Raw genomic sequence first — 16600 nt, forward strand, 5'->3', positions numbered from 1 at the left:
CGGGCCTGCTGCAGGCCCGGTTTTTTTTCAAGCAAGTATTTAATAAATCTTCGCTTCGCCTTCGGGGCGGGTTTTAAACCGGCGATGAAGCCAGAGGTATTGCTCAGGGTGCTTGAGAATCGCCTGTTCGATGATAGCGTTAACGCGCGTGGCGTCGGTGACATCATTCCCGCTAGGATAGCTTTCCAGCGCAGGTAACCACTCGAAGGTATAGGTGCGGTTATCCGGGTTGCGGTGGAACATCAGCAGCACGACGGGGGCGTCGGTTAAGCGGGCGATTTTGGCCGTTAGCTTGATGGTGGCCGCCTGCTGACCAAAAAAAGGCGCGAACACGCTCGCGTCTCGACCAAAATCCTGATCCGGTGAGTACCAAACCGAGCGCCCCGCTTTTATCCGGCGAACTGCCGCGCGTAAGTCGTAACGATCAATCAGTTGGCCGAAATTACGCTGACGCGCACGCATCATGAAGCGGTCAAACAGCGGATTATTGTGCGGTCGATAGACCGCATCGCCAGAAAAAAACAACGAATGTAACGCTCCCCCCAAATCCAGCGACGAAAAGTGCACACCTACAATCAGCACGCCTTTGCCTTGCGCCTCGGCGCGGGCGAGATGCTCCTCGCCAATGCATGCCACCCGATGGCGAAAGTCTTCGGCATCGCGACACCAGACGGCTGCGGTTTCCAGCAGCCCAATGCCGTTGGCAATAAACGTCTCCTTCACCAGACGGCGCTGCGCGTCAGCGCTTTTGTCAGGAAAACAGAGTGCCACGTTGGTTTCCGTAATATGCCGACGCCGTTTAGCCACGCGCCAAGCCGTCAACCCGATGCCTTTGCCTAGCCACAACTTCATCCGCCACGGCAGCCACGCCGCCACATACATCGCGCCAATCGCAAGCCATGTCGGCCAATAATAGGGGTGAGCAAAGGAGTTGGGGTAGCGCGATTTCGCCATGCGGTTTCATTCGTCTTTGATAATGGGAGTTTGACGCTCGGTGACGTTTACACGCCTAATTTAAACACCAGCATAATGCCGCGGCACACGCGGTAGCACGCCGGTGAGCAGGGTATAGCTGATGGTGTCACAGTGGCGTGCAACCTCATCGATTGATAGCACTTCGCCGTTGTGTGATTTACCCCACAACACCACCTCGCTGCCGATGGCGGCGCTGGGGATATCCGTCACGTCCACGGTGAGCATGTCCATCGAGACTTTGCCGGCAAGCGCGGCGCGCTTACCATTCACCAGCACCGGCGTGCCGTCAACGGCGTGGCGATCATAACCGTCACCATAACCCGCCGCGATCACCGCAATACGTGAACGACGCGCCGCACGCCAACGCCCGCCATAGCCAACAGGCTCACCCACGTCGACCTCACGCAGGGCGATAATCTCTGAGCGTAGCGTCATCACCGGCTGCAATTGGCGGGTGAACTTGGTGGGGGCTTCCAGCGGATCACTTCCGTAGAGCATCACGCCAGGGCGATTCCAGGCACCGTGGGCCTCTGGGCGAGCCAGCGTTGCAGGCGAGTTGGCCAGGCAAAGCGGTGCGTCAAGCTCGGCGGCAAGCGCTTTCAGAGTCGCCATTTGTTGAGAAAAATAGCCGGTATCCATTGCATCAGCCGTCGCAAAATGGCTCATCAAGTGCAGGGCGCTAACCTCTGGCATGGCCTCAAGCGTGCGCCATACACTCACCGCCTGCTCGGGCGCAAACCCCAGTCGATGCATACCGGAATCGACCTTAAGCCAAACAGGGATTGGCGCGCTCGGCGTAAATGCCTGCAGGGCGTCAAGCTGCCAGCCGCTGTGAATGGCCATCCACAGCCGGTGTTTATCCACATAAGGGAGCTCATCGGCGGAGAAAATACCTTCGAGCAATACAATCGGCGTTTGAATGCCCGCATCACGCAGCACCATCGCTTCTTCGAGACACGCCACGGCAAAGGCCGGCACCTGGCTTTCAAGCGCCTTACTTTCAAGCGCCTGAGCACACGCCACCGCACCGTGACCGTAAGCATCCGCCTTGATGACGGCCACAGATTGGCTTTGGGGGGCGCAGGCGCATGCGAGGCGGTAATTATGACGCAGTGCGTCCAGGTCGATATGAGCTACCAACGGGCGCATGCGTGGTCTCGCTTATCATTGGTGGGTGAAACATTAGCTTTCGAAAATAGCATCCAGCGAAAGGCCTTGTTTTTCCAGTACGCGCCGCAATTTCTTCAAGCCTTCCACTTGAATTTGGCGCACACGTTCGCGCGTAAGGCCGATTTCCGCCCCCACTTCTTCCAACGTTGCGGGTTCATGGCCACGCAAACCGAAGCGGCGCACGACCACTTCGCGCTGTTTTTCCGTCAATTCGCCCAGCCATTCGTCCACGTGTTCTTTGACATCACCATCCACCAATGAGGCTTCCGGACCGTGATCGTCGTCATCGGTCAAGGTATCGATCAGTGACTTGTCGCTATCGCCGCCGAGGGGGTAATCGACAGAGGAGACACGCTCGTTAAGCCCGAGCATTTTTTTGACCGTCTCGACCGGTTTATCCAGATGGTCGGCGATCTCTTCCGGTGTGGCTTCGTGATCGAGTTTCTGCGTCAGCTCACGCGCGGCGCGCAAGTAGATATTGAGCTCTTTGACCACGTGAATCGGCAAACGAATCGTGCGGGTCTGATTCATCAGCGCGCGCTCGATCGTTTGCCGGATCCACCAGGTGGCGTAGGTTGAAAAGCGAAAGCCGCGCTCAGGGTCAAACTTTTCCACGGCGCGAATAAGGCCTAAGTTGCCCTCTTCGATCAAATCCAACAGTGTCAGGCCGCGGTTAAGGTATCGACGAGCGATCTTCACCACGAGACGCAGATTGGACTCAATCATTCGCGAGCGACCCAGCGGGTCGCCTTTGCGGGCTAGACGGCCGTAGTGGACCTCCTCTTCGGGCGTTAGCAGCGGCGAAAAGCCGATTTCATTGAGATAGATCTGCGTGGCATCCAGACTCTGGTTTTGCTGACGCCCTTCACGCCCGAGCGCTTTTTCAAACGCCTCTTCTTCGGCAGCCGCCGCTTCGCTGTCTATCTCACTTAGCGCTTCTTCAGCAGCACTAAGGTCTACTTCCTGTAGTTCACGTTCAAGCATACTCATCGTTCGTTCCCCCGTACCTCGACTTTAGTGCCGCTATCTGAACGCCAAGAGTCTTTTGATCGCCAAGCACTTTTACATCCCAAGTACTTTTACATCGCAAGTTCTTTGGCATACCAAGTTCTTTTGCACGTCACTGATGCGCTTGGTTTTATCGCTATTAAAGTGTCGATTTACTTAACGTGATGGCAGAAACGCTAGAGGATCTTGAGGCTGACCATCCTTGCGCACCTCAAAATGCAGCCTCACGTCTTCTGCGTCGCTATCGCCCATCGTGGCAATCGTTTCCCCTGCTTTTACCACGTCATTTTCGCTTACGCGAAGGCTGTCATTATGCGCATAGGCGGTCAGAAACTCGTCGTTATGCTTAAGCAGTACCAAGTTGCCATACCCGCGAACACCGCTGCCAGCGTAGACCACAATCCCTGGCCCGGCAGCTTTGACAGGTTGCCCCTTTTCCCCAGCGATATCAATCCCGGCAGTGATACTTTGCCCTTCGCCAAAAGTACTCACCACCTCGCCTTCAACCGGCCATTGCCAATCTATTGTGTCGGCGGGGGTGTAGGTTCTGGCGCTACGATCTTCGCTCGGGGTTTGGCTAGGCTCAGCTTGTGGTTCCGGCTCAGCTTGTGGTGCGGGCTCGGCGGTTTGCGGCTCGCGGTCGGGTTCTGGTTCGGGCTGGGAAACGGCGGCCGTTTCAGGGCCAGCTTCAACGTCTGATGCTTGCGAGGATTGCGCGACAGCGACGCTTTCAGCGGCGTCAACCGCTTCACGCTCTGCCGTGACACGCTGATTGCGCTCGAGGGCCGACTCATCCGGCAACAGCCAATCCATTTCTTGTTCTTCCGGCGCGACAGCAGCACCACTTGCGCCAAGCCCAGTGGCAACCGCTCCCTGCGAGCCGCCACGACGAGCGGGCGTGTCACTGGTTTGGCCTTCGCGCAGCTGAATGGTTTGTCCGGGGTAAATGTTGTAAGGCGGGTCAATATCATTCAGCGCGGCAAGATCGCGATAGTCCATGTCGTGTTGCCACGCAATGCCATAGAGGGTATCGCCCGCGTTGACGGTATATTGCGAACTACTTTCAACGGCCTGGCGCGCGTCGCTTAAATCACGCACTTGTGGGCCAGCGCCTTGCTGATTGGCACAGCCAGCAACGGCCAGAGCAAGTGCCGACATCATCAAAACCTTACGCATGCAATTCTTACTCCTTTTCAGCGCCGAGGTGAGCGCCGCGTGACGTATTTGTGGCGATGGCCTGGCGATTGAGTGCGACAACCAACACGGCTCCCACTAGCATGAGCAAGATAACCCCCCACACTTGGGCAGAGCCGCCGACCAGTTGCGCGTAATCATCCGGCATTAAATAGCGATGTGCCAACGGGATCATCTGCCCATCAGGGCCAAGCTGATAGCTTACCAGCTCGCGCCAAGGCCAGAGAACCGGCAAGGAGCCAATAATAAAGCCCAGTAACAACTGCATGGTAGCACCGTGATGGCGATCCAAGAGCCACGATAAAAGGCGCGAGAAGAGCGCAAGCCCAACGGCGCAGCCGGCCGCAAAAATGGCGATCACGGTCATATCAAACCCACGTATCGCCTGCATAATGGTGCCATAAAGCCCCATGGTGAGAAGCAAAAAGCTACCCGATACTCCGGGAAGTATCATCGCGCTAATCGCAATCGCGCCGGCCACCGCCACGATCAGCGCTTCATTGCCCAGCATTAGCACAAGCGGCATCAGCCCCGGCAGGGCTTTGGCTATCAAAAGCCCGATAATTAACGGCAGCACATACCAGAGCTTCCACCCCGTATGCGCCTGATGTACCACCAGTGCCGACGCCGCAACGAGCCCAAAAAAGAAACCGTTGAGTAGCAGCGGATGCGCCTCCATCAGCCAAACGGCCAAGTGCGCCACGCTGAACAAGCTAACCGCGACGCCTAGCAGCAACGGTAGCAAGAAGACCAAGTTCAAATGGCGCCACACGCCTTTCATTCCCCCTTGGCGAAAGGCGCGCCAGGCGCTCGGGCCAAACTGGCGGATGGTGTGAATCAACTCCTCGTAAATGCCGGTAACGAACGCAATCGTCCCGCCTGATACTCCCGGCACCGCGTCAGCGGCACCCATTCCAGCGCCTTTAAGAAAGAGGCCCAATGTTTGACGCTTCAATCCACCACTCCTTGCAACAGGGGAACAAACCGCACCGGCTCTAACCGACGCTTGTCGTAACTTTGCCCAACGCGGCGCACTTGCGTAAGCCACTGGGTGCCGTCGGCGTCTTCCAACGGGGCAATCAACACACCGCCATCGCTTAACTGCTCTAACAGCGTCGGCGGTAGCGTTTGAGCGCAGGCGGTGAGCAAAATAACGTCAAAAGGGGCCGCTTGCGGCCAACCACTATTGCCGTCTGCTACCGCGAGGCGCGCTTTTGCGTCCAACCGCTTAAGCCGCGCAGCGGCACGCCGGTGTAAGGCGTAAATACGCTCAAGCGAGTAAAGCGTGGGCACTAAGCGTGAAAGAATGAGCGTTTGATACCCCGAGCCGGTGCCAAGTTCCAACACGCGCTGCGGCGTTTCCCGCAGCGTAAGCTCCGTCATGCGCGCCACGGTCAACGGCTGGGAAAGCGTCTGGCCAAAACCGATGGGCAGCGACGTGTCTTCGTAGGCACGGTGAGCAAGCGCCTCATCGACAAACAGATGCCGTGGCGCATCGGCCATCACCGCCAACACCCGCTCATCGCGAATGCCTTGATGCGCCATGCGTTCGACCATCCGATCGCGGGTGCGCTGCGAGGTCATGCCACGGCCACGCAACTCCGTAGGAGACAATTCAGGCAAAAGCATCCAACCAATCCTGCACATCGCCACGGGCTGGGTGGCGGGTTAAATCGGTTTGCAGCGGCGTGATGGAAACAAATCCCGCCTCCACGGCGGCAAAATCCGTATCCTCGCCATCATCGGCATTCTCCCCCACCGCCGCGATCCAATAACGCGTGCGGCCACGTGGGTCTTCTGTTGCGAGCGGCTTGGCCGCCGGGCCGCGAAAGCCCAAACGCGTGACTCGCACGCCGCGAATTTGCTCCCAAGGCACATCTGGCACATTGACATTCAATAACGTACGCGGGGGCAACGAAAGCTGCTCCGCCGCGCCGACGAGGGTGGCGGCTATTTTCGCGGCGGTCTCAAAATAGCGGTGACCGCAAAGCGACATGGCAATCGCTGTCATGCCCAAGTTACGCCCCTCCATGGCAGCGGCCACGGTACCGGAATAGAGCACGTCATCGCCAAGATTACTGCCGTGATTGATTCCCGAGATAACTAAATCGGGCATCTCATCCCAAACACCGTTGACGCCGAGATAAACGCAATCGGCCGGGGTGCCATCGACGCTGTAAAAGCCATTATCTAACGCGCTTAGCAGCAGCGGGCGCGACAGCGTTAGCGAATTACTCGCCCCGCTGCGATCACGGTCCGGTGCCACCACTCGTATTTTCGCGTGCGCCGTCAGCGCCTCAAACAGCGCGCGCAGACCGGGCGCATGAACGCCGTCGTCGTTGGAAAGCAGCAATCGCCGCATCATCTATCTCCTTAGTTTTAACCGCCGACTGTTAGCTTAGCCGCCGGCAAAGTCGGGGTGCGCAATCAGCTCGCCAAGCACGGCGGTGGCAAAGCTGCCGCGCGGCAGCGAAAACGTCAGCACCACGTTGCCCGCCTCAACCGTTAAATCAGGCTCGCCCAGGCGCATCCGCAGCGCGCGGCGCGCCGGCTTGACACCGCTACGCGAAAGCCCATCACATAGCACCGGGTGACGCTCGGCCAACCCGGCCTCAAAGCGCTGCGCGGGGGATTCGTCTGGCGTATAGCCCACGCCCCACAAAACGCCCGTGGGGTGAATATCCAACGCTTCAGCGCGGGCTTTTAGCGTTGGATCGACCTCATCGGTGCGAAAGACACTTTGCGTGCCGTCCAACATCAGCGTGTCGCCGGCCAGCGGCGTGTTCCAATGGCTCGCGTTGATCCGCGCGCTCAAAAGTTCATTGAACAAAAAACTGCGCGCGCTGGAAAGCAGCATTCCTTGACGATCATCGCGCTTGCGCCAACCGCGCGCCAATACGGCTTCCGCGCGGGCGAGGTTACGCCCGCCGAGGCCAAAGCGCTGCGGGCCGAAGTAGTTTGCCACACCCTGCGCGCAAAGCGCCTCCCAGCGTGCGATCACGTCGCCACTGTCTACCGCCTCGCCGCTCAGGCGAAGGGTAAAACGGTTGGTGCGATGCACGCCGCGCTTTAACTTACGCGGATGACGTGCCTGCGCCAAGACGCGCACGTCCACGACGGCTAAACGCTCGGTGAGGTCAACCGGTGCATCACGCCCTGGCAAATGGACACTTAGCCACTGCTGGGTAATCGCTACGCGGTCCTTCATTCCCGAGTAACCAATGTCTTTGGGTGTGGCATCGCAACGTCGCGCAAGCTGTTTCACCACCTCCAACGTCGTTTGATTGCGCTTTTCAATATAAAGCCACAGATGCTCGCCGTGCGCTTCGGGGGTGAAATCAAGCTGCTCCTCGACGATAAAATCTTCGGGCGCGGCGCGATAGCGTCCCGGCAGCGGTGACCCAAACGTCGTGTCTAACGTGCGCGCCCAAGCGGGAACTCCACTCATGGATTGCCCCGCGACGTGAGCAGCACGACGGCTTCAGCCGCAATGCCTTCCCCGCGTCCGGTGAACCCAAGCCGCTCGGTGGTGGTGGCTTTAACGTTGACTTGGGAAAGCGCAAGCGCCATATCCTCGGCGATGACCGCGCGCATGGCGTCAATATGTGGCGCCATTTTCGGCGCCTGCGCCATGATCGTGGTATCCACGTTCGCCACCTCCCAACCAGCATCCTTCACCAGCGCCCACACGCGGCGCAGTAAATCGCGACTATCCGCGCCCTTCCAAGCGTCGTCGGTATCGGGGAAGTGGCGGCCAATATCGCCCAGCGCACAGGCGCCGAGCAGCGCATCGCACAGCGCGTGAAGCAGCACATCGCCATCGGAGTGGGCGACAAAGCCGTGAGTAAAGGGCAATTTAACGCCGCCGATCATGACATGCTCGCCGGGGCCAAAACGGTGAACATCAAAGCCGTGGCCGATGCGCATCCAACACTCCTTTTCGTTATCGATCACATAGTAAAAAGCGCATCAAAGACAGCGCATTCACGCGCGACTCTGCTCGCGCTGCGCCGCCAAAATCGCCGCGGCCAGCGCCAAATCGTCTGGGTGAGTGACTTTCAGGTTGTCACGACGGCCGCTGACAAGCTTAGGCCTATGGCCTAACGCCTCAACCGCGGAGGCTTCATCGGTCACTAAGGTTTCGTGCTCGCGGGCATGAACAAGCGCCTGACAAAGCAGCGCGTAACGAAACCCTTGCGGGGTCAGCGCGTGCCACAGGCCGTCGCGAGGCTCGGTGCGCGCGCTGGTACCGTCACGGTTTTCGCGCTTCATGGTATCCGCCACCGGCATCGCCAACAGCGCCCCGCCGGCGTGCTGACTCGCGGCCTGTTCAAGCGCGCCCACATCGGCCGTGCTGACGCAAGGGCGTGCCACGTCGTGTACCAGCACCACGTCATCCGCCGCGGCATCCATCGCTTGCAGCGCATTCAACACGCTATCCATCCGTTCGGCCCCGCCCGAGACACGCTGCCAGTGGGTAAAAGGCACCCACGCGGGGTCAAACCAGCGATCCTGCTCATCCAAACACAGCACTAAGCGCGCGTGCGGCAATGCCGTATGCAAGCGCGCCAGCGTGACGGCAAGAATCGGCACATTCTCAAGCGTGAGATACTGTTTGGGCAGTGCCGCGCCCATGCGCTTTCCCTGCCCGGCCGCGGGCACAATCAGCCAGGTGGTGCTCATTGACTGGGCTCCGACACTGGCGCGACGAGACCGGCATTGATTTCAATCAGCTGCGGTTCAATCGCTACGCCCGGCACCCAGAAAAACTGCTCGTCTGCCCGGACCATGCCCATGTCACTGCGCGCGCGCTCTTCAATCGCGTCCAGCCCCTGTTTAAGGTCGGTGACCTCGGCGGCAAGCCGGGCATTGCGGTCGCGCAGCGGCGCATTCACCGCTTCTTGAGTGGCCACTCGCTTTTCCACTATCTGTAGATCGAACCAGCCGCCGGTTCCCCACCAAAGTTGATACTGCAACACCAACAACAGGAGAAATAGCCCCAGCGCGAGCCACTTTCGAAAAGCCCAGCCACCTGCCTCACCGTTCGCTTCGCTACTCACCGCACCGCCTACTAAAAAAAAAAATGTTGAGAAAACACTGCGCCGCATTATGCCACCATGCACCTAGCGCAGCGAGCCGCCCGACGCCATTTGGGCTATTTACCCGCACGACTTATTTTCACCCCTTGCCTTCACGCCGAAACGGCAGCGCATCGCTGGCGGCGTGACGGTAAGCCGCCATGTGGTGGGCTTCTTCCTCGCAGAACCGGGCAACCCCGGCGGCAAGCCCTGGGTGAGCAAAATAGTGCAGCGAGCGAAGCGGCTGCGGGTGGAAGCCGCGCACCAGCTTATGCTCGCCCTGGGTGCCAGGGTCGAAAAGCGTCAGCCCCTGCTCCAAACAGTATTCGATCCCCTGGTAGTAACAGGCTTCAAAATGCAGGCAATCGGCGAGCACCTCGCTGCCCCAGTAACGCCCATAAAGGCTCTGCGTACCGCGAAAGTAAAGCGCGGCGGCGACCGGGCGCTCATCCAAGCGTGCCTGCACCAGCAGTAGCGATTCCGGCATGGTGCGTTTTATGCGCTGGAAAAAGTCGCGGTTAAGATACGGTGGGCGGCCGCGCTCGTGGTAGGTATGGGTATAGCAACGGTAGAAATGCGCCAGCGCCTCGGGGGTAATGGTCTCGCCTTCCAGGCGGTGCAGGGTAATACCTTGATCGGCCACAATGCGCCGTTCGCGTTTGATCATTTTGCGCCGCTTGGCCGTCAACGTCGCGAGAAAACCGTCAAAGTCGCCAAAGCGTGGGGTATCACCCCCTCCATCACGCCACTGAAACTGCACTCCTTCGCGGGCAATGAGGTCAGGGCAAAGCGCCTGCCAAGCCGCCACGTCGTCGCGCGCACTGAACAACAAGTGCCAACTTGACAGCGCCTCGTCGTCGCACAGCTGCCACAAGCCTTGCGCCAGCGCTTCGCGCACCTTCGCTTCATCGCTTTCGGGGGCAATCAACGTGCGTGGCCCCGGCACCGGGGTATAAGGAATCGCGCTCAGGGCTTTCGGATAGTAACGCCCGCCGGCGCGCTCCAAGGCGTCGGCAAACGTCCAATCAAAAACGTATTCACCATACGAGTGGTGTTTGCGATAAAGCGGTAGCGCGCCCACCAGCGCTTGCCCTTGCCACACAGCCAGATGCGCAGGCTCCCAGCCGGTCGCCGGACTCACCGAGCCGCTCGCTTCCAACGCATGCAGGTATGCGTGGCGCAAAAACGGGTGATCGGGATCGGCCAGTCGATCCCATTGACTTGCGGTAACACACGCAATCTTAGGTAGAATAGTGCAAACAAGCGGCGATGAACCGGACGACAGCGTCAGCGAGGGCATAGCACCTCCAAGGTTGTAAGACACGAATAGCGCCGCGAACCCTCTACACTAGCGGAATGCCCGACGGGATTCACCTGGAGACGCGCTAATGTCGCATGACCTTCACCGCCAGCTTCAACACGGCTTTGACATCCAACGCCAAGCCGCCGATCAGGCCCCATTCCCGAGCCTGGCAACACGCCGGGACCGGCTTACGCGTTTAGCGCGCATGACCAAGCATCACCAGCGCGAGATTATCGCCGCGATTGTCCAAGATTTCGGCCAGCGTAGCGAGAGTGAAATCCGTCTGGCAGAAACCAGCGCCGTCATTCACGCCGCGCGATACGCACGGCGCAAGCTTAAAGGCTGGATGCGCCCGCGTCGGGCGAGCGTCTCGTGGCGGCTGCTCCCTGCGCGGGCACGCATCAATCCGCAGCCGCTTGGAGTGGTCGGCATTCTTTCGCCGTGGAACTACCCCTGGAGTTTGGCGCTAATGCCCGCCATCGACGCCATCGCCGCGGGCAACCGCGTGATGCTCAAACCCAGCGAGCATACCCCGGCGACCAGCGCCCTGCTGGCCGAGCTGGTGTCGCGCTACTTTGACTCGGACGAGTTTAGCGTGATTCAAGGCGGCGCCGACACTGCTCAGGCATTTAGCGCCCTGGCGTTTGATCACCTGCTATTCACCGGCTCTACCGCCGTCGGGCGCGAGGTCGCCAAGGCCGCGGCCGCCAACCTAACGCCGACCACGCTTGAGCTTGGCGGTAAGTCGCCGGTCATCGTCGCCGATGACGCCGACCTTGACGCTGCCGCCGCGGCGATTATTTTCGGCAAAGGCTTCAACGGCGGGCAAACCTGTATCGCCCCCGATTATGTGTTGGTGGAAGGGCGTCACCTGGACGCGTTGGTTCACGCGCTACGCGATACCATCGCCAAGCAGCGCCCGGATGAGCGCGACGTTACCACCCCGCTCAATGCGCGCCACGCGGCTCGTAGTGACAAGCTGCTGAAAGAAGCCCACAACCACGGCTGCCGCGTGATTGACTCAGGCGAACACGCCCCGGCGCTGGTCGTTGACCCCAACCAAGACCTGGCGCTGATGCAAGAGGAAATATTTGGCCGCGTACTACCGGTGATTAGCGTGAAAGACATCGACGCCGCTATTGGCTATATTACCGCTCGCCCGCATCCGCTCGCACTTTACGCGTTCACCCGCGACACCGCCTTGCAACGCCGCTTAACCCGCGAAACGCGCTCAGGCGCGCTGGTGTTTAACGAAACGCTTTTGCACCATGCCGTACCTGGGCTGCCGTTTGGCGGCGTGGGCGATAGCGGCCATGGGGCCTATCACGGTCGCCATGGTTTTGAACGCTTCAGCCACCGGCGCAGCGTGTTCTATCAAGCCAAGCACGCGCCCACCGCTTGCATTCGCCCCCCTTACCGGCGCTGGCTGTTCAAACTTCTGGGCTACTAAGACGTCAACCTGATGATTCTCAGCCAAGTGCCTGACTTTTTTTATGGAGGGCTTATGCAAGTGCCCAGCACACCCGATAACGAAGCACAGCGACTCAAAGCGCTACATGAACTTCATGTGCTCGATACTCCCCCCGAGCAAGCATTTGACCGCCTGACAGAGCTTGCCCGCGAGCTTTTTGACGTTCCTATCGCCCTCGTGTCGCTGATGGATGAAAACCGGCAGTGGTTTAAGTCCCACCTGGGGTTAGAGGCGCAAGAAACCCCGCGCGACATCTCTTTCTGCGCCCACGCCGTGGCCGACAATGCCCCGCTTGTGATTCCCGACACGTTAAAAGATGCGCGCTTTGCGGATAACCCGCTGGTCGAATCATCGCCTCATATCCGCTTTTATGCCGGTTTCCCGCTGCGTCCTATCGACGACCTGCCAGTCGGGACACTTTGCTTGTTAGATACTCAGCCGCGCACGTTGTCAGACCGCGACTACCGTTTGCTTGAGAACCTAGCGGGCCAGGCGGAAACGCTACTGCACCAGCAAAAAAACAACGCCGACCTCGCCCGTACGGCCAAACGCTTCGAAACGCTTTTTGACTCCAGCGCCGTTGCCAAAGTGCGGACTGACCGCGCCGGGACGATCATTGCGATTAACCCTGCCGCCGTTAACCTGTTGGGCTACACCAAAGAACAGCTCATCGGCCAAAACGTCGCGATACTCGCCCCGCCAGAAATCGCCGGGGAACACGATGCCTATATTAGCCGCTACCTCGCCGGCGGTAGCCCCAAGGTCATTGGCAAGGGCCGCGAGGCAGAAGCACAGCACAAAGATGGCCACCGGATTCCCGTGCATTTAGCCATTAACGCCATCGAGGGCGAACACGGCAACGTGGATGAGTTTCTGGGGGTACTCACTGATTTAAGCAGCATCTATGCCACCCACAAACGCATGCATAAGGAACAGAGCCTGCTCAAAGTGCTCCACCAAGGCATTACCGATTATCAGGCGTTGATGTCGGGTGAGCGGCTGTGGACCTTTTTAATGGAAGCGTTACGCACCCTCACCGACAGTGACTATTCCCTGATCGGGGAAGTGTTGCCCACTGACACCACCAGCGTGTTAAAAATTCACGCCATTACCGATCTCTCGTGGAGTGAGCAGTCGCGTGGATTAATGGAGCGGTTGCGCCGTGGCGATATGATGCTTACCAACCCCAACACCCTGCTTGGTCGCGTCTTTGCGCACGGAGAGGTCATCATGACCGATGACCTTTATCATCATAGGCTGCGTGGCGGCTTCCCCCCCGGGCATCCTCCAATCAATAACTACCTCGGCGTCCCCATTTTTAGCTCGGGCGAACTGATCGGCATGTTCGCCATTGCCAATAGTCAGCAGACGCTAAACCAAGAACTGCTCGACTGGCTGCAACCGTTTATCGACACCTGCGCCCTGCTGATCAACCTTTATCGCCAGATGGCTGAACGCGAACACGTCATGGGCGAGCTTGCGCAAGCGCGCGACCAAGCCGAAAAAGCCAACCGTGCCAAAAGCGAGTTTCTCTCCTCCATGAGCCATGAACTACGCACCCCGCTCAACTCGATATTAGGGTTTGCGCAAATCCTCGCCAGCGGTAAACGCAACCCGCTCAACGACAAGCAGTTACGTCAGGTCAATCAAATTGAAAAAAGCGGTCAGCACCTATTGAGCCTGATTAACGAAGTACTGGATTTGGCCAAAGTTGAGGCGGGGAGGCTGCCGCTTTCGATTGAACCCATTAATGTGCAAAGCGTCATCCAAGATGCTTGCGATACGCTTGAAGCAAACGCCGAGACGGCCGGCATCACGCTGGTGCGTTGCGAGGCCCCGGCCGAGTGGCGGGTGTCCGCCGATTACACCCGCACCAAACAGGTACTCCTAAACCTGATTTCCAACGCCATTAAGTACAACCACGCTAACGGGCGCGTTGAGATAAGCGCTAACACAAAAGGCAGTACGATTTGCATTGGTGTCAGCGATAACGGCCCCGGCATTGCCCCTGAGCGACATCACGAGCTGTTTGAGCCATTTAACCGCCTGGATGCCGAAAACGGCGCGATTGAAGGCACTGGTATCGGGCTTGCCATCACCCGTGAACTGGTGGATCGCATGGGCGGCGATATCAGCGTGGACAGCATGCCTGGCCAAGGTGCCACGTTCTCGTTCACTCTCCCCCTTGCCAGCGACAAATATAACGCCCCCAAGCACCCACATACTGAGCGCGACCCCCACCCAAGCGCACCGTCCCAACAGCACACGCTGCTGTACATTGAAGACAACCCGGCCAATCAACGACTCATGGAAGACATTATCGACGATATCGATGATGTCACGCTGCGCACCGTGCCGACGGCGGAGATTGGCCTAGACATTATCCGCAGTCGCCAGCCCGACGTGATTCTAATAGACATTCACCTGCCAGGCATGAATGGCTACCAAGCGCTAGAGGCCATTCGCAAAGACGAGACGCTCAACCACCTTCCGGTCATCGCGCTTTCGGCCAACGCCATGCCCAGCGATATTAAAAACGGCATAGAAGCAGGCTTTGACGACTACCTAACCAAACCCCTGGAAATTGAAAAACTGCTGAGTACGCTGCTGCGACACACCCAGCCGCGAGGGAGCGCCTAATGAACTTAGCCAATAAGCACCTTTTGGTGGTTGACGATAACCCCGTTAATGTCGAGCTGATGCTTGATCTGCTCGATGAACACGGCTTTAGCCACGTGCATGGCATCAGCGACCCACGCCATGTGCTGGATTATTGCCAGGAGCAGCTGCCGGACTTACTCCTTTTGGATATTCGCATGCCGCACCTTGACGGCTATGCCTTAATCGAGCAGCTGCGCGAACACTTCGCGGAACAGACTCCGCCGATCATCGTGCTGACGGCGCAAATCGACGACGCCACCCGCCACAAGGCGCTTGGTATGGGCGTGCGGGATTTTCTTACCAAGCCGTTTAAGCACGACGAAGTGCTGCAACGCATTCGCAATACGCTCAATGTTGAACACCGCTACTACGTGCGCAACCAACAGGCGGACACGCTGGAACGCATGGTGGAAAAACGTACCCGCGAGCTTGATCGTCAATCGCGCACCGACCCCATCACGCAGCTTCCCAACCGCCGCGGGCTAATCCAAGCGTTGCGCGAAACCTCGCTTGGCGGCCATGGTGCCGGGCTTTTGTTTATCGCGCTCGATGGGCTAGACGATGTGGTACGTCTCCACGGCTATAGCATCGCCGAAAAGCTACTGCGCCAACTCGGCCAAACCCTTTTAGCCGAGCTTGATGACACGCAAACCCTAGGGCTGTGGGGCGGTAGTGAACTACTTCTGCTGTCTCCTGAGAACGACCCCGATACCCTAACCGCTCTCGCCACGCGCTTGCTCGCCTGCATTGATCAAGACCAAGAGTTGGATGATTTGCTAATCAATATCAGTGCGCGCATTGGTATCAGCTGGGCAACAGGCTATTTTGGGGGAGAGCGCTTGGTGCACATGGCCTCACTTTCGCTCCCACGTAACGAAGGCCAGCGCGTACAGTGCTATTCCGAAACCCTGGAAGAACAGCAGCGCCACCGTTTAAAAGTACAAAACGCCTTGCGCGGCGCCACCAAACGGGGCGAAATGTCGCTGGTGTTCCAACCCAAGCTGTCGCTAAAAACGCTTCGCATTACCGGTGCCGAGGCACTCCTGCGCTGGAAACACCCGGAAATGGGCCACCTATCGCCAGGGCTATTTATTCCCTTGGCCGAGGCCAGTGGTGATATTCTCGCCATTGGTGAGTGGGTGCTGGAACAGTCCCTCCTCCAAGCGGTCACCTGGCAGCAGAGACCCTGGGTCAGCGATGATTTCCATATCGCCGTGAACGTCGCCGCCCGCCAGCTTGCGCGCCCGCATTTTGCCCAAAAGCTGCTCAAACGCATGGCTGAACACCAGGTGCCGCACCGGTTGATCAGCATTGAAGTGACGGAATCGGGGTTGATGCAGGATATGGCCAACGCTCGCCACCAACTCGCGCAGCTAAAGGAAGCCGGCATTAGCGTGGCGATTGACGATTTCGGCACCGGACACTCCTCGCTTGCGTACCTAAAAACGCTGCCTATCTCCACGCTCAAAATCGACCGCGCCTTTGTCATGGACCTGGAAGACAGCGACACCGACCGCGAGCTAGCGCGCACGATTACGCAGTTGGCCCACGCGGTGAACTGCGATGTCGTGGCGGAAGGCATTGAAACCGCCGCTCAGGCGGCGTATTTACGCTCGATTGGCTGCGAGATAGCGCAGGGGTATTTTTATTCTCGGCCACTCCCGGCGGATGACTTTGCTCACTGGTGCGCTCACTGGGCACCCGACGCTTCCTCCCCCTCAACCCCCACCACCCCTTGAC

At 58.8% G+C, this 16600-nt stretch carries 15 protein-coding genes; 3 read left to right on the forward strand and 12 right to left on the reverse strand.

The window, feature by feature from the left end:
* Positions 1 to 39 precede the first annotated feature (39 nt).
* The 12 genes from lpxL to QC823_RS12470 all read right to left on the reverse strand — a co-directional run bounded on the left by lpxL (position 40) and on the right by QC823_RS12470 (position 10725).
* Positions 40 to 954 (reverse strand): LpxL/LpxP family Kdo(2)-lipid IV(A) lauroyl/palmitoleoyl acyltransferase, encoded by a 915-nt coding sequence (gene lpxL, locus QC823_RS12415; RefSeq protein WP_309656667.1) that lies wholly within the window; start codon positions 952 to 954, stop codon positions 40 to 42.
* 60 nt (positions 955 to 1014) lie between these two features.
* Positions 1015 to 2124, reverse strand: coding sequence for an alanine racemase (gene alr / locus QC823_RS12420; protein WP_309656668.1), 1110 nt, complete (start codon positions 2122 to 2124; stop codon positions 1015 to 1017).
* Between the two features lie 33 nt (positions 2125 to 2157).
* A complete protein-coding gene (gene rpoS, locus QC823_RS12425) occupies positions 2158 to 3135 on the reverse strand; it encodes an RNA polymerase sigma factor RpoS (RefSeq protein ID WP_309656669.1) in 978 nt (325 codons plus the stop codon).
* Positions 3136 to 3309: 174 nt separating this feature from the next.
* Entirely contained in the window at positions 3310 to 4329 is a 1020-nt protein-coding gene (locus tag QC823_RS12430; RefSeq protein WP_309656670.1) for a peptidoglycan DD-metalloendopeptidase family protein, read from the reverse strand.
* Positions 4330 to 4336: 7 nt separating this feature from the next.
* Positions 4337 to 5302: a DUF368 domain-containing protein gene (locus tag QC823_RS12435; protein ID WP_309656671.1), complete on the reverse strand. Its 966-nt coding sequence runs from the start codon at positions 5300 to 5302 to the stop codon at positions 4337 to 4339.
* Positions 5299 to 5976: a protein-L-isoaspartate(D-aspartate) O-methyltransferase gene (locus tag QC823_RS12440; RefSeq protein WP_309656672.1), complete on the reverse strand. Its 678-nt coding sequence runs from the start codon at positions 5974 to 5976 to the stop codon at positions 5299 to 5301. Before QC823_RS12440 ends, QC823_RS12435 begins: the two co-directional genes overlap by 4 nt.
* Positions 5963 to 6709 (reverse strand): 5'/3'-nucleotidase SurE, encoded by a 747-nt coding sequence (gene surE / locus QC823_RS12445; RefSeq protein WP_309656673.1) that lies wholly within the window; start codon positions 6707 to 6709, stop codon positions 5963 to 5965. The genes QC823_RS12440 and surE overlap by 14 nt, the downstream gene beginning before the upstream one ends.
* A 36-nt stretch (positions 6710 to 6745) precedes the next feature.
* Positions 6746 to 7795 (reverse strand): tRNA pseudouridine(13) synthase TruD, encoded by a 1050-nt coding sequence (truD, locus tag QC823_RS12450; protein WP_309656674.1) that lies wholly within the window; start codon positions 7793 to 7795, stop codon positions 6746 to 6748.
* Positions 7792 to 8274: a 2-C-methyl-D-erythritol 2,4-cyclodiphosphate synthase gene (gene ispF / locus QC823_RS12455; protein ID WP_309656675.1), complete on the reverse strand. Its 483-nt coding sequence runs from the start codon at positions 8272 to 8274 to the stop codon at positions 7792 to 7794. Before ispF ends, truD begins: the two co-directional genes overlap by 4 nt.
* A gap of 57 nt (positions 8275 to 8331) precedes the next feature.
* Complete coding sequence (gene ispD / locus QC823_RS12460; protein ID WP_309656676.1) at positions 8332 to 9030, reverse strand: 2-C-methyl-D-erythritol 4-phosphate cytidylyltransferase; 699 nt, start codon at positions 9028 to 9030, stop codon at positions 8332 to 8334.
* On the reverse strand, positions 9027 to 9407 hold the full coding sequence (gene ftsB, locus QC823_RS12465) for a cell division protein FtsB (RefSeq protein ID WP_309656677.1): 381 nt from the start codon (positions 9405 to 9407) through the stop codon (positions 9027 to 9029). Before ftsB ends, ispD begins: the two co-directional genes overlap by 4 nt.
* Positions 9408 to 9525: 118 nt before the next feature.
* A complete protein-coding gene (locus QC823_RS12470; RefSeq protein ID WP_309656678.1) occupies positions 9526 to 10725 on the reverse strand; it encodes a GNAT family N-acetyltransferase in 1200 nt (399 codons plus the stop codon).
* A gap of 88 nt (positions 10726 to 10813) precedes the next feature.
* On the opposite strand from QC823_RS12470, the gene QC823_RS12475 reads away from it, so the two are divergent.
* Genes QC823_RS12475 through QC823_RS12485 form a run of 3 tightly spaced genes read left to right on the forward strand, consistent with a single transcriptional unit; the run spans position 10814 to position 16599 of the window.
* On the forward strand, positions 10814 to 12178 hold the full coding sequence (locus tag QC823_RS12475) for an aldehyde dehydrogenase family protein (protein WP_309656679.1): 1365 nt from the start codon (positions 10814 to 10816) through the stop codon (positions 12176 to 12178).
* Between the two features lie 54 nt (positions 12179 to 12232).
* Entirely contained in the window at positions 12233 to 14839 is a 2607-nt protein-coding gene (locus QC823_RS12480; RefSeq protein WP_309656680.1) for an ATP-binding protein, read from the forward strand.
* Complete coding sequence (locus QC823_RS12485) at positions 14839 to 16599, forward strand: GGDEF/EAL domain-containing response regulator (RefSeq protein ID WP_309656681.1); 1761 nt, start codon at positions 14839 to 14841, stop codon at positions 16597 to 16599. The genes QC823_RS12480 and QC823_RS12485 overlap by 1 nt, the downstream gene beginning before the upstream one ends.
* The last annotated feature ends 1 nt before the right edge of the window (position 16600 follow it).

Origin of the sequence: Vreelandella vilamensis, from assembly GCF_031451755.1 — a bacterium.
GTDB lineage: Bacteria > Pseudomonadota > Gammaproteobacteria > Pseudomonadales > Halomonadaceae > Vreelandella > Vreelandella vilamensis.

Excerpts from the sequence above, each read along its gene's own strand:
- QC823_RS12470 (WP_309656678.1), bottom strand. The coding sequence starts at position 10,725 with ATGCCCTCGCTGACGCTGTCGTCCGGTTCATCGCCGCTTGTTTGCACT.
- QC823_RS12440 (WP_309656672.1), bottom strand. The coding sequence starts at position 5,976 with ATGCTTTTGCCTGAATTGTCTCCTACGGAGTTGCGTGGCCGTGGCATG.
- surE (WP_309656673.1), bottom strand. The coding sequence starts at position 6,709 with ATGCGGCGATTGCTGCTTTCCAACGACGACGGCGTTCATGCGCCCGGT.
- lpxL (WP_309656667.1), bottom strand. The coding sequence starts at position 954 with ATGGCGAAATCGCGCTACCCCAACTCCTTTGCTCACCCCTATTATTGG.
- alr (WP_309656668.1), bottom strand. The coding sequence starts at position 2,124 with ATGCGCCCGTTGGTAGCTCATATCGACCTGGACGCACTGCGTCATAAT.
- QC823_RS12480 (WP_309656680.1), top strand. The coding sequence starts at position 12,233 with ATGCAAGTGCCCAGCACACCCGATAACGAAGCACAGCGACTCAAAGCG.
- truD (WP_309656674.1), bottom strand. The coding sequence starts at position 7,795 with ATGAGTGGAGTTCCCGCTTGGGCGCGCACGTTAGACACGACGTTTGGG.
- QC823_RS12430 (WP_309656670.1), bottom strand. The coding sequence starts at position 4,329 with ATGCGTAAGGTTTTGATGATGTCGGCACTTGCTCTGGCCGTTGCTGGC.
- QC823_RS12475 (WP_309656679.1), top strand. The coding sequence starts at position 10,814 with ATGTCGCATGACCTTCACCGCCAGCTTCAACACGGCTTTGACATCCAA.
- ispD (WP_309656676.1), bottom strand. The coding sequence starts at position 9,030 with ATGAGCACCACCTGGCTGATTGTGCCCGCGGCCGGGCAGGGAAAGCGC.
- rpoS (WP_309656669.1), bottom strand. The coding sequence starts at position 3,135 with ATGAGTATGCTTGAACGTGAACTACAGGAAGTAGACCTTAGTGCTGCT.
- QC823_RS12485 (WP_309656681.1), top strand. The coding sequence starts at position 14,839 with ATGAACTTAGCCAATAAGCACCTTTTGGTGGTTGACGATAACCCCGTT.
- ispF (WP_309656675.1), bottom strand. The coding sequence starts at position 8,274 with ATGCGCATCGGCCACGGCTTTGATGTTCACCGTTTTGGCCCCGGCGAG.